This is a genomic window from Massilia sp. BGA-UO-ETr-WB1 (genome assembly GCF_059567845.1).
On record NZ_JCAQOT010000026.1, the window covers coordinates 108,574 to 122,372 of the forward strand.

Consider the following 13,799-nt stretch of genomic DNA (forward strand, 5'->3'; position numbering starts at 1 on the left):
GCACTATCGTCAATATACCCGATAAGGCCGCCCCTGTCAGTCCGGCTGCGCCAGCCCGGCGACGCCGGCCACGCCGCTGCCGCCCGCCAGGTCCGCCAGCAGCGCGCGCAAAGCCGGCATGCGCTGGCCCACGTCGTCCCACGCGGCACGGTCGGCGCATTGTTCCAGTTCGCCGCACAAGTCGCGCAGTTCCGGTTCGTCCAGGTAGGCCGCGCTGCCCTTCATGCCGTGGAACAGCCGCGCCGCGCAATCGGCGTCGCCGGCGGCGATGGCGTCGTCCAGGTCCACCAGGCGCGCCGGCAGGTCGGCCAGGAAGGCGGCGCGCAGGCGCGCTTTCAGCGGATCGTCGTCATGCCCGCGCGGCGCGCCCTGCAGCGGCAGGGCCGCCACCGACGGCGCCGCCGGCACGCCGAACATGGCGTCCAGTTCATCCACGCTGGGCGCGCGCGGCGCCATGCGCGGCAGCGCAATGCCGCGCTGCAGCTGGCGTTCGATGGCGCGGCTCAGCTGGTAGTGCAGCGCCGCCTCGTCGATCGGCTTGGTCAGGAAATCGTCCATGCCGGCCGCCAGGTAGCGGCTGCGGTCTTCCTCGCTGGCGTTGGCGGTGAGCGCGATGATCATCAGTTCCTGGTCGCGCACCGGCGCGCCGTCCGGGCCGCCCTCGCGTATCAGGCGCGTGGCGGTGGGGCCGTCCATCTCCGGCATGCGGCCGTCCATCAGGATCAGGTCGTAGCGGGTGCGCGCGCAGGCGGCCACCGCCAGCAGGCCGTTGGCGGCGATGTCCACCTTGTGGCCCAGCTCCTCCAGCATCATGCGGATGATGATCTGGTTGGTGGGGAAGTCCTCCGCGCACAGCACCTTGAGCTGGTGGCTGTGCGGCTCGCGCGGCACGTGCACCACCACCGGCGGCGCCACGCCGTCGGCCAGCGGCAGCTCGAAGGTGAACACGCTGCCCACGCCCGGCGTGCTGGCCACGCGGATCTCGCCGCCCATCAGCTCCACCAGCTGGCGGCAGATCGCCAGCCCCAGGCCGGTGCCGCCGTAGCGCCGCGTGGTGGTGGTGTCGGCCTGTTCGAACTTCTGGAACAGGCGCGGCATGGCGTCGGCCGGGATGCCGATGCCGGTGTCCTCCACCGTGAAGCGGATCAGGTTGGCGCCGGCGGCGGCCGAGGCCGGGCCTTGGGGCAGCAGCTCCACCCGCAGCCGCACCTCGCCGCGCTGGGTGAACTTGAAGGCGTTGCCCACCAGGTTCACCAGCACCTGGCGCAAGCGGGTCGGATCGCCCAGCACGTACAGCGGCAGCTCCGGGTCCAGCTCCACCTCGAAGCCCACGCTGTAGGCGGCGGCCTGCTCGCCGAACAGCGCGGCCACGTTCTGCACCATGCCGCCCAGCGCGAAGTCGATGTTCTCGATGGTGAGTTTGCCCGCCTCGATCTTGGAGAAGTCCAGCAGGTCGTTGATGATGCCCAGCAGCGCCTGCGCGTTCACCTGCGCCCGTTCGATCTGCTCGCGGGTGGCGTCCTGCAAGGTGGCGTCGCGCAGCGCGAAGCCCTGCATGCCGATCACGCCGGCCAGCGGGGTGCGCATCTCGTGGCTCATGTTGGCCAGGAACTCGGACTTCTGGCGCGTGGCGTCTTCCGCCTTCTGCTTGGCGTAGCGCAGCCGTTCCTCGTTGTCCTGCAAGGCGCGGTTGGCCAGCGCCAGCTCCTCGGTGTGCAGCCGCACCTTGGCCTGCTGCTGCATCAGCTCGCCCTGCGTTTCGCGCAGCTCCTGCAGCGTTTCCTCCAGCCGCTGGTAGGCCAGCGCGTTGTCCAGCGAGACGGCGGCGTGCGCGGCCAGCGTTTGCAGCATGTCCAGGTGCACCTGGCGGTAGGCGTTCTTTTCCTTGCTCTGCACCGACAGCACGCCCACCACGCGGTCGTTCACGATCAGCGGCGTGTACAGCATGGACTGCGCGAAATCGGGCTCGGTACCGTCGGCCAGCGGCACCGGCTTGAGCTTCTCCAGGCCGGCCGGTCCCATGTAGCGGCTGTATTCGGCGAAGAAGTCGTTGATGAAGATATCGTGGCGGTGGTACAAGCACCACACGGCCAGCTGGTCCGGGTCCTTCACGCTGCGACTGTAAGGCAGGCTGCGCACGCCGCGCTCCATCGAGAACGGGAATTCCAGGATGCCCTGGTCCTCGCGGTAGAAGCCGACACCGAACATATGCGTGTCCATCAGGTGGCGCACGTGGCGGTACAGGGTGCGCATGGCTTTCTCGATGTCCAGCGTGGCGCTCATCTCGCGCCCGATCTCGCTCAGCACCGAGATGTTGCGGTGCGCCTGCTCCACCGCCTCCTTCTGCAACTCCACTTCCTGCTTCTGGCGCTCGGCGTCCATGCGGCGCTGCTCGGCCTCGGCGCGCTGCGCCTCCGCCTCCACGCGGCGCCGCTCCAGCTCGGTCTTCTGCTGCTGCAGCAGCTGGTTCTTCAGCTCCACCTCGGCCGTGCGCAAGCCCACCTGCTGCTCCAGGCGCGTCTTCTGGCCGCGCAGCTGGCGCATGCGCACGCGGTACACGCCGTAGGCGCTGCCCAGCAGCAGCAGCGCCACGCCGCCGCGGAACCACCAGGTTTTCCACGGCGGCGGCAGGATGGTGATTTCCAGCGTGGCGGCGTTGTCGTTCCAGATGCCGTCCTTGTTGGCGGCCTTCACGCGGAACACGTAGCGGCCCGGATCGAGGTTGGTGTAGGTGGCGAAGCGCTTTGCCGCGTCGGTCACCACCCAGTCGTGGTCGAAACCGAGCAGCTGGTAGGCGTAGCGGTTGCGCTGCGGCGCGGCGTAGTGCAGCGCCGCGAACTCCAGCGAGAACACCGAATCCTCCTCGCGCAGGGTCAGCGCGGCGGTGTGCTCGATTGCGCTTTTCAGCACGCTGGCCTCGCCGTCCTGCCCGGCCTTGACGGACTTGTTGAAGATCTGGAAGTCGGTGATGGCCACCGTGGGCGCCACGCTGTTCTCGCGGATCTCGGAAGGCGCGAACGCCGTCACGCCGTTGAAGCCGCCGAAGTACATGGTGCCGTCCGGCGCGCGCAGCGCGGCGCCGTCGAAGTAGGCGCCCTCGATGGTGCCGTCGGCGCCGGCGTAGTTGCGCACCTGGCCGGTCTGCACCGTCAGGCGCGTGATGCCGGTGTTGGTGCTCAGCCACAGGTTGCCCTGCTCGTCGTCCAGGATGGCGGCCACGGCGTCGTCGGCCATGCCGTCCTTGCGCTGGTAGCGCTTGAAGCGCACCGTGCCGTCGGCGGCCAGCTCCATGCGGTTCAAGCCGCCCGCCGTGCCGACCCAGATCACGCCCTGCTTGTCCTCGTACAGGTAGTGCACCTCGTCATGGCTGAGCGAGGCCGGGTCTTTCGGGTCGTGGTGGAAATGGCGGAAGCGGCCGGTTTTCCGGTCCAGCAGGTCCAGGCCGTTGAAGGTGCCCACCCACAGCGCGCCGCGCCGGTCCTCCAGGATCGGCCGCACCACGTTGTCGGCCAGGCTGCTGCTGTCGGCCGGGTCGTGGCGGTAAGTCCTGGCGGCGCCGGTTTTCGGGTCGTAGCTATGCAGGCCGCCGCGCGTGGCCACCCACAGCACCCCGCTGCGGTCGCCGACGATGTTGCGCACGTTGTCGCCATCCGGATCGCTGGGCCAGGCGCGCACCCGCTGGTAGCGGTGCGTGCCGGTGTCGAAGCGGCGCAGGCCGTTGCGTCCGCCCACCCACAGCGCGCTGCCGTTCTTGTCCTTCCACAGCGAGATCACCTGCGGGTCGCGCACGTCGGCGAAATCGGGCGCCGGGTCGCGGAACACCTGGCCCTCGGCGCCGATCGGATCGTACAGGGTCAGGCCGTCGTTGTTGCCCAGCCAGAGCTTGCCGCCGCCGGCGTCGACGATGGCGCGCACCTTGTTGTCGCTCAGCGAACGGGGGCGCTCGGCGTCGTGCACCAGCCGCGCGAAACCGCCGCTGCCCAGGTCCACCCGGCTCACGCCGCTGTACCAGGTGCCCACCCACATGGTGCCCAGGCGGTCGCGGAACAGCGCCGACACGTAGTTGTCGGCCAGGCTGTGCGGGTCCGTCACCTGGTGCCGGTACTGCACGAAGCGGCGCTCGGCCGGGCGCCAGCGGAACAGGCCCTCGGTCTGGCTGCCGGCCCACAGCGTGCCGTCGCGGTCCTGGTAGATGACGGTCACCACGCCCGGCTTCAGGCCATCCTTTTCGCCCAGGCGGCGGCGCTGCGGCGTTTCGGCGCCCGCCGCCAGCTTCCATTGCTCGATGCCGGCCATGGTGCCGATCCACAGCGTGTGGTCCTGGTCCGCGAACAGCGACAGCACCGCCTCGAAGCGCGTGTCAGGCGCCGCTTCCACCTTGAAGTGGAGGAACGATTGCGCGCCCGGCTCCAGCAGGTCCAGCCCGGCCGCCGTGCCCACCCACAGGCGGCCGCCGGCGTCGCGCGCCAGCGCGTTCACCTGGTCGCTGCCCAGGCTGCCCGGCAGGGCCGCGTCGTGGTGCCAGTAGGTGTAGCGGCCGGTGGCCGGATCGAAATGCTGCAGGCCGTCCGACGTGCCTATCCACAGGCCGCCCTTGCCGTCGTCGACGATGGCGCGCACGTGGCGGTTGCCGTTGCCGCGCTTGGCCGGCTCGTTGGGCGGGAAGTGCGTGAAGCTCTGCGTCAGCGGCTCGTAGCGCTCCAGGCCGCCGTCCGTGCCGATCCACATGCGGCCGCTGCGGTCCACGTGCAGCACGCGCACCCAGTTGTCGGCCAGGCTGCGCGGGTCGGACGCGGAATTGCGGTAGGTGACGATGCGGGCGCCGTCGTAGCGGCTCAAGCCGCCCTGGCTGCCGAACCACATGAAGCCCTGCTGGTCCTGCGCCACCGCCAGCACCGATTCCTGCGCCAGGCCGTCCTCCACGTCCAGCTGCTCGAAGCGCAGGGTGCGCGGCGGCGCGGCCGCGTCGGCCGGCACGGGCGGCAGCACGCCGCCGGCCAGCACGGCGGCAGGAAGCAGTGCCCGGCAGAGCACTCGGCGGAGAAGACGGCGAAAAGACAGCACGGACCAGACCTAGCTATTGAAGAAGGCCAGCACATCGGCCTTGCGCGCATGCGTGTCGCGCTGGCCTAGCCGGATTAATTCGCTAGTATACGTGGATTCGAACAGCAGATAGGAAGCGAGCGAGGAACCGCGCGTTTCGGTGGCGCCTATGCCGGACAGCATGGTGCGTATCGGCGCCGGCAAACTGCCGATGTGGCGGCTGGCGATATCGTCCAGCCGCTCGGACGGCGCGATCACCAGCAGCTGCACCGGCTTGAGCGGCGTTTGCGCCAGGTACTCCTGCGGCAGCAGCGAGAGCGTCTTGTTGATGCGCTCCAGGCGCTCGATGTCGACCGCCAGGCTGTCGAGGAAAATCGAGGACAGCGCGTGGCCGGCGATCTGCGCCAGGCTGGGGTAGCGCGCGGTTTCGGTCCTTTGCGCGGGCGGCTCGTGCAGGCGCCCGGCGCCGATCACCAGCACCTTGTCGGCGCCGAGGTGGATGGCCGGCGAAATCGGCGCCAGCTGGCGCATGGAGCCGTCGCCGCAGTATTCGTGCTGGCCGCCCAGGTACAGCGGCGTGGCCGGGAAGATGAAGGGGATGGCGGACGACGCCAGCAGGTGCTCGACGCCGATCTGGTCCTGCATGGCCACGCGCTGGGTGCGCACCCACGGCGCGATCTCGGCGGCGGTCTGGAAAAAGGTGACGTGCTGGCCGCCGGTGTAGGACGAGGCGGTGACGGCCAGCGCGTGCAGCAGGCCTTCCTGCAGCACCATGTCCAGGCGCGGCAGGTCCAGCATGCGGTGCAGCAGGCTGACCAGCGGGGTGTTGTCGAGCAGGGAACGGGGCGGCGCGGCGCGCCATTTGCGCAGCAGCCAGCCGAAGGACAGCAGCGACAGCCAGCGCGCGCCGGAGCGGATCACGCCCAGCGAATCGGCGCGGTAGACCTGCTCGGCCGAGAAATTGAGCCAGACGTCGAGCAGCTTCTGCACGCCCTCGCTGAAATTGTCGGCGCGGCAGGCCAGCGCCGTGGCGTTGATGGCCCCGGCCGAGGTGCCGCAGATGATGTTGAACGGATTGCGCGAAGGCGGCCAACCTTCTTCCCACAGGATCTCGTTAATCGCTTGCAGCACGCCCACCTGGTAAGCGGCGCGCGCGCCGCCGCCGGAAAGGATCAGGCCTGTTTTCTTTTTCATTCCCATTTATCAAGAGTAGCAGGGTCAGTCGCCGCGCACAACGCCTTCCCGGCGCGGGTCGGCGCCACCGAACCACACTTCCCTGCCGTTGCGCATGACGCGCATGATGCCCTGCAGGCCGGAATTCTGCTCGTACTGGCGCACCTCGTGGCCGCGCTCCTTGAGCGCCGCCACCACTTCCGGCGACACGCGCGCCGCTTCCAGCTCGGTGGGGCCGTTGCGGCTGCCGAAGTTGGGCAGGCTGATGGCCTGCTGCACGTCCAGCTTCCAGTCCAGCGTGCCGACCAGCACCTTGGCCACGTAGTTGATGATGGCCGAGCCGCCCGGCGAACCGGTCGACAGCAGCAGCTTCTTGGTGGCCTTGTCGAACACCAGCGTGGGCGACATGGCGCTGCGCGGGCGCTTGCCCGGCTGCACCCGGTTGGCGATGGGGCCGTTCTCGTCCACCGAATCGAAGGAAAAGTCGGTCAGCTGGTTGTTCAGGATGAAGCCGTCCACCATCTGGCGCGAGCCGAAGGCGTCTTCCACCGAGGTGGTCATGGAGATCACGTTGCCGTAGGCGTCGGCCACCGACAGGTGCGAGGTGGCGGGGCTTTCGATGGCGTTGTCCGCGCCCCAGGCCACCTTCACGCTGTCCGGCACGCCGAAGACGGCGCGCCCCATGGAACGCTCGCCGATCAGCGCGGCGCGCTGCTGCAGGTAATGCTTGTCCAGCAGCGCCGCCACGCCCTTGCCCGGCAGCGGCACGAAGTCGGTGTCGGCCAGGTAGCGGGCGCGGTCGGCGTAGGCCAGGCGGCCCGCCTCGGTGAACAGGTGGATCGCCTCCGCGCCCAGCTGGCCGTTCACCGGCGCGTAGCGCTCGATGCCCTTGGTTTCCAGCACGCCCAGCATCTGCGCGATGGCGATGCCGCCCGAGGACGGCGGCGGCATGCCGCACACGGTCCAGGCCTTGTAGTCGGCGCACACCGGGTCGCGCTGCTTGGGACGGTAGTCGGCGATGTCGGCCGCCGTCAGCAGGCCGGGGTTGGTCGGGTGCGAGGCCACCTTGGCGGCGATGTCGGCGGCGATGCGGCCCTTGTAGAAGGCGTCCGCGCCGCCCTTGGCCACTTCGCGCAGGGTGCGCGCCAGCTCGGGGTTCTTCAGCACGTGGCCCACCGGCCACGGCTTCTTGTCCTTGTCGTAGAAATAGGCGGCGGCCACCGGGTCGCGCACGATGTACTTGTCCCAGGTCAGCAGGCCGTTCAGGCGCGGGCTGACGGCAAAGCCGTTTTCGGCCAGCTTGATGGCCGGGCCGAACAGCGTGGCCCACGGCAGCTTGCCGTGCTCCCTGTGCGCCAGTTCCAGCATGCGCAGCACGCCGGGCGCGCCGGTGGAACGGCCGCCCACCACGCCCGCTTCGCGCGAGAGCGGCTTGCCGTTCGCGTCCTGGAACAGTTTTTCGGTGGCGGCGGACGGCGCGGTCTCGCGGCCGTCGTAGGCCTGCACGCGCTTGCCGTCGAAGTGCATCACGAAGGCGCCGCCGCCGATGCCGGACGATTGCGGCTCCACCAGCGTCAGCACCAGCTGGGTGGCGATGGCGGCGTCGATCGCGCTGCCGCCCTGCTTGAGCATCTCGTAGCCGGCGTTGGTGGCGTGCGGATTGGCTGCCGCCACCATGAATTTCTCGGCCGTGACGCCGGTTTTTTCGGTATAGCCGGTGGCGATTTCGGGCGCGCGGTCTTGCGCGTGGACGGAAGGCACCAGCAGTGCGGAGAAGGCGGCCAGGGCCAGCGCGTGCGACTTGATCATGTAAGCTCCAAAAATAAACCGGGCGCGCAACCAAGGCTGCGCGCCCGATGACTGGAGCATCGTACCTGAAGTTTATTTCGGTTGCATGCGAATAGCGCCGTCCAGGCGGATGGTTTCGCCGTTCAGCATGACGTTCTCGATGATGGACTTGGCCAGCATCGCGTATTCGGACGGCTTGCCGAGGCGCGGCGGGAACGGCACCATCTTGCCCAGCGCATCCTGCACTTCGGCCGGCATGCCCAGCAGCATCGGGGTTTCGAAGATGCCGGGGGCGATGGTCATCACGCGGATGCCGCTGCGCGACAGGTCGCGCGCCATCGGCAAGGTCAGGCCGACCACGGCCGCTTTCGAGGCGCCGTAGGCGGCCTGGCCGATCTGGCCGTCATAGGCCGCAACGGACGCGGTGTTGATGATGATGCCGCGCTCGCCGTGTTCGGCCGCTTCGGTCTTGCCCATGGCGTCCGCAGCCAGGCGGCACATATTGAAGGTGCCCACCAGGTTGATGTTCACGGTGCGCTGGAATACGTCCAGCGGATGCGGGCCGTCCTTGCCCACGGTTTTCACGGCCGGCGCCACGCCGGCGCAGTTGACCAGGCCGCGCAGCGTGCCCAGCGCGGCAGCCGCTTCCACGACGGCCTTGCCGTCCGCTTCCGACGTGACGTCGCACTTGACGAACACGCCCTTCAGTTCAGCCGCCAGCGCCTGGCCGGCTTCCGCCTGCACGTCGGCCAGCACCACCTTGCCGCCCGCTTCCACGATCATGCGCGCGGTCGACGCGCCCAGGCCCGATGCGCCGCCGGTGATGATGAATACGTTGTCCTTGATTTGCATGTCTTCCCCTATTCTGAGTTCGCCAGGATTGTCATTCGTTCGCGCCTACTTTACGCTTACGTAAACGTAAGCCCTGATTGTAGCTCAACATTGCACCCAATGGCCATCGGTGCGGCACGGACGGCCCGACGGGTCGAGCAGCACCGGGCCGGTGCCCTGGTAGCGGGTGCCGCTGGCGTCGCGGCAGCCGGCGGCGTCGCAGGTGCCCAGCGGGCGGGTGGCAGGAGGCGGGACCGGGACCGGCGTATAGGCCGTGGCCGGCGGACGCGACAGTTGGGGCGGCGGCTGCTGCGGCCGGGACGGCGGCATGGTGAGGATGGTTTGCGGCACCGGACGGCGCTGGGTGACGTTGCGCGACGGCGCGGGGCGGCAGGGCTCGACCAGCAGCTTCTTGCCGTCCGGCGCGAGCGAGCAGATCGGCAGCTTGCGGAAGGCCTCGGCGGCAGCCGCGCCGCCCGAGGCATCGGGCACCACGCGCGGCAGCGAAGGGTCGGGCTTTTGGGCGTGGGCGGGCGGGGCAAGGAGCTGGCAAGCGAGCAGCCCGGCAGACAGCAGAGTTTTCATGGCATCCTCCCGCAGCGCGGCGATGAGCGCATGATAAACCCGCCCGGCCGGGCCTGGCGCACAGCCGGGCGCTGCGGCGGCTTGGGCGGCGCCGGCGGCTCAGGTGCATTGCGCTTCGCTAAGCCGCCCTGCGCGGCTCACTTCGGCGCGGGGGCCGGCTCGGGGGCCGGGGCCGCCGGGGCCGGCGACACGGTGACCGGCTCGGCGGGGGCCATCAGCGGGGGCGGCGGCGCCACCGCCGGCGCATGCATCGGCGCAGTCATCGGCACAGCAGCGTGCACCGGCGCTTGCGGCGTGACGGCCAGCCAGCCGGCGGCCGGCAGCAACGGCACCAGCAGCAAGGCGACGATGTTGATGATCTTGATCAGCGGGTTCACCGCCGGGCCGGCCGTGTCCTTGTACGGGTCGCCCACGGTGTCGCCGGTGACGGCGGCCTTGTGCGCATCCGATCCCTTGCCGCCGAAATTGCCGTCCTCGATGTATTTCTTGGCGTTGTCCCAGGCGCCGCCGCCGGTAGTCATGGAAATGGCCACGAACAGGCCGGTGACGATGGTCCCCATCAGCAGCCCGCCCAGCGCCGCCGGGCCCAGCAGCATGCCGACCAGGATGGGCACCAGCACCGGCAGCAGCGACGGAATGATCATTTCCTTGATGGCCGACGCGGTCAGCATGTCCACCGCCTTGTCGTATTCCGGCTTGCCGCTGCCGTCCATGATGCCCTTGATGTCGCGGAACTGGCGCCGCACCTCCACCACCACGGCGCCCGCCGCGCGGCCCACCGCTTCCATCGCCATGGCGCCGAACAGGTAGGGTATCAGGCCGCCGATGATCAGGCCGACGATCACCATGGGGTTGGACAGGTCGAAGGTGATGCTCTTGCCCACCGATTCCAGCGCGTGCGTGTAGTCGGCGAACAGCACCAGCGCGGCCAGGCCGGCCGAGCCGATGGCATAGCCCTTGGTGACGGCCTTGGTGGTGTTGCCCACCGCGTCCAGCGGGTCGGTGATGGCGCGCACCGAGTCCGGCATGCCGGACATTTCGGCGATGCCGCCGGCGTTGTCGGTGATCGGGCCGTAGGCGTCCAGCGCCACGATGATGCCGGCCATCGACAGCATGGAGGTGGCGGCAATCGCGATGCCGTACAGGCCGGACAGCTGGTAGGACACCAGGATGGCCGCGCACACGGCCAGCACCGGATAGGCGGTCGACTTCATCGACACGCCCAGGCCGGCGATGATGTTGGTGCCGTGCCCGGTGGTGGAGGCTTCGGCGATGTGGCGCACCGGGTGGAAGTCGGTGCCGGTGTAGTACTCGGTGATGTAGACCATGAGCCCGGTCAGCACGATGCCGACCACGGTCGAGCCCATCATCTTGTAGCGCATGGCGTCGTCCGGCCACACTTGCCAGGTGACGGCGGCAAAGCCCACCAGCGACAGGCCGGCCGCCCACCACAGCCCGGTGTACAGCGCCGACATGATCTTCTTGCCCGGCTTGGCCTTGACCATGGAGCAGCCGACGATGGAGGCCAGGATGGACACCGCGCCCAGCAGCAGCGGATAGACGATGGCCTGGGTCGGCGCGTTGACGATCATCAGCGCGCCCAGCAGCATGGTGGCGATCAGGGTCACCACATAGGTCTCGAACAGGTCGGCCGCCATGCCGGCGCAGTCGCCGACGTTGTCGCCCACGTTGTCGGCGATCACGGCCGGGTTGCGCGGGTCATCCTCGGGAATGCCGGCTTCCACCTTGCCCACCAGGTCGGCGCCCACGTCCGCGCCCTTGGTGAAGATGCCGCCGCCCAGACGGGCGAAGATGGAGATCAGCGAAGCGCCGAAGGCCAGGCCGATGAGCGGCTTGATCACGTCGTGCGGGGTCAGCTGGGGATTGGGGTAGCCGTTGGAAGCGAGGCCGGTCAGCATGGCGTAGAACAGCACCACGCCCAGCAGGCCCAGTCCCACCACCAGCATGCCGGTGATGGCGCCGCCCCTGAAGGCGACGTCGAGCGCCTCGTTCATGCCCTTGGTGGCGGCTTGCGCGGTGCGCACATTGGCGCGCACCGACACGTTCATGCCGATGAAGCCGCAGGCGCCGGACAGCACCGCGCCGATCAGGAAGCCGAGCGCGGTTTTCAGGTCCAGCAAGGCGCCGATGGCGATCAGCAGCACCACGCCGACCAGCGCGATGGTCTTGTATTGACGGCCCAGGTAAGCGGCAGCACCCTCCTGGATCGCAGTTGCGATTTCCTGCATGCGGGCGTTGCCGGCGTCCTGCTTCAAGATCCAGCTGCGCGCCCATAAACCATACACCACGGCGATCACGCCGCATGCCACTGCGAACCAAAGGCTTGCTGTCATATTGTCCCCTTCGTTTGTTATCAAGCTCGACCACTACGACTTCGAAAGCCGGTCTTGTGGACCCGCTGCCAAACTGCGTACTGCACTGCGCTGATGCACCCGCCGCGGGACGGCGGGCCGAAAACAGAAGTTGAAGTCGAGTCTACAACAAACGTGGAAAATTAAGCAATTCACCTTTGAATTGATTTTTGCTTAATGTGGGAAATTTGTGAACAAGCTCAAAACTCCTCCCATTCGTCATTGGCCACGGGGGCGGCTTTGCGGGGCTTGGCAGGAGCCGGGGCCGCGACGGGCGGCTTGGCCGGGCGCGCCGGCTGGGGGCGCCCGGTGGCGGCCGGCGCCGGCCCGGGCTGGACGGCGCGGATGGAACGAACGGCGGGCGCAGGGTGCGCCAGGCCGTCCAGCTTGAACACGCTGACCGCCTGCGCCAGGTCGCTGGCCTGGTCCTGCATCGACTGCGCTGCGGCCGCCGCCTGCTCCACCAGCGCGGCGTTCTGCTGGGTGGCGTTGTCCATTTCCGTGATGGCGCCGTTGACCTGGTCGATGCCCGCGCTCTGCTCCTGGCTGGCATGCGTGATGTCGCCCATGATGGCCGTAACGCGCTCGATGCTGGCCACAACTTCCTGCATCGTGGCGCCGGCCTGCGCCACCTGCCGGGTTCCGGCGCCGACCTTGTCGACCGAATCGCCGATCAGCGTCTTGATGTCGCGCGCGGCGGCCGCCGAGCGCTGCGCCAGGTTGCGCACCTCGGACGCCACCACCGCGAAGCCCCTGCCCTGCTCGCCCGCGCGCGCCGCCTCCACCGCCGCGTTCAGCGCCAGGATATTGGTCTGGAACGCAATGCCGTCGATGACGCCGATAATATCGACGATCTTGCGCGAGGATTCATCGATCGACTGCATCGTGCCCACCACGTCCGAGACCGCCTCGCCGCCCTTGCGGGCCACGTCGGACGCGGCCATCGCCATCTGGTTGGCCGCGCGCGCGTTGTCCGCGTTCTGGCGCACGGTGGAAGTCAGCTCCTCCATCGACGACGCGGTCTCCTCCAGCGAACTGGCCTGCTGCTCGGTGCGCGAGGACAGGTCCAGGTTGCCGCTGGCGATCTCGCTGGAGGCCGACGTGATGGCGTCCGTGCCGCTGCGCACCTGGCTCACGATGCGCACCAGGCCCTGGTGCATGTCCTGCAGCGCCTGCAGCAGCTGGCCGGTTTCGTCCCTGGCGTGGCCGCCGCGGCCGCTGCCGCCGGGTTCGCCGGTCAGGTCGCCGTCCGCCACGCGGCGCGCCATGTCCACCGCCTGCCGCATCGGGCGCGTGATGCCGGTGGCCAGCCACCAGGCGAACGCCACGCTGAACGCCGCCGTCAAGACCGCCAGCACCACCTGCAAATTGCGGCTTTGCTCGGCAATCGCGTCGATCTGGCGCGCAGCGTCGTCGATTTCCTTGTTCTGGTGCTCCAGCAGCTTCTGCAGCATGGCCTCGTACCCCTTGGCGGCCGGCTGGTAATCCTTCTCCATCAGCCTGGCCGCCTCCTCCATATTGCCGGCCGCCTTGGCCTTGTTGATGCCGTCGCGCGAATCGACATAGGCCTTGCGCACGCCGCCCAGTTCGGCCATCAGCCGCTTGTCCTCCTCGGTGGACAGCGCCTCGATCTGCTTGATCAGCTCCTGCGCCTTCCTGGTCGAATTGGCGATGTCTTCGGCGAAGAACGGCGCCAGCGACGTGTCGCTGCTCTTGGCGATGGCGGTGGTGCGGCGGATGCCGGCGAACACGATGCGGTACCACTCGGAGATCAGGCGCTCCTTGGCCAGCGGCACTTCCATCATGGCGCGGGTGGCGTCGGCGCTGCCCTGCAGGCGGTAGATGCCGAAGCCGGTGTTGAAGATCATGCCCGCCAACAGTACCGCGAAACCCAGCGCCAGGCGGCGGCCTATGCTCCAGTCCTTTATATTCATTTTTTCTCCCCATGAAGTGTACGAAACCCCTCGCCCAGTGTAGTAGGGCAGCGGCAAAAAGGATGTTGTACTT

7 protein-coding genes are annotated in these 13,799 nt (G+C 68.7%); all 7 read right to left on the bottom strand.

From position 1 onward, the window contains the following. Positions 1–36: 36 nt before the first annotated feature. Positions 37–5,034, bottom strand: a complete 4,998-nt coding sequence (locus AC56DV_RS22905; protein ID WP_496316532.1) for a two-component regulator propeller domain-containing protein — start codon at positions 5,032–5,034, stop codon at positions 37–39. Positions 5,035–5,073: 39 nt separating this feature from the next. Beyond that, positions 5,074–6,243 (bottom strand): patatin-like phospholipase family protein, encoded by a 1,170-nt coding sequence (locus AC56DV_RS22910; RefSeq protein WP_496316533.1) that lies wholly within the window; start codon positions 6,241–6,243, stop codon positions 5,074–5,076. Between the two features lie 18 nt (positions 6,244–6,261). Next, a complete protein-coding gene (gene ggt / locus AC56DV_RS22915; protein WP_496316534.1) occupies positions 6,262–8,025 on the bottom strand; it encodes a gamma-glutamyltransferase in 1,764 nt (587 codons plus the stop codon). Positions 8,026–8,097: 72 nt separating this feature from the next. Then, positions 8,098–8,856, bottom strand: a complete 759-nt coding sequence (locus AC56DV_RS22920) for a 3-hydroxyacyl-CoA dehydrogenase (protein ID WP_496316535.1) — start codon at positions 8,854–8,856, stop codon at positions 8,098–8,100. An 84-nt stretch (positions 8,857–8,940) separates the two neighbouring features. Then, positions 8,941–9,420 carry a hypothetical protein gene (locus AC56DV_RS22925; RefSeq protein WP_496316536.1) on the bottom strand — a complete coding sequence of 160 codons (480 nt, stop codon included), beginning with the start codon at positions 9,418–9,420 and terminating at the stop codon, positions 8,941–8,943. A 137-nt stretch (positions 9,421–9,557) separates the two neighbouring features. Then, complete coding sequence (locus AC56DV_RS22930) at positions 9,558–11,774, bottom strand: sodium-translocating pyrophosphatase (protein WP_496316537.1); 2,217 nt, start codon at positions 11,772–11,774, stop codon at positions 9,558–9,560. Positions 11,775–11,992: 218 nt separating this feature from the next. Beyond that, complete coding sequence (locus tag AC56DV_RS22935) at positions 11,993–13,726, bottom strand: methyl-accepting chemotaxis protein (protein ID WP_496316538.1); 1,734 nt, start codon at positions 13,724–13,726, stop codon at positions 11,993–11,995. Positions 13,727–13,799 lie beyond the last annotated feature (73 nt).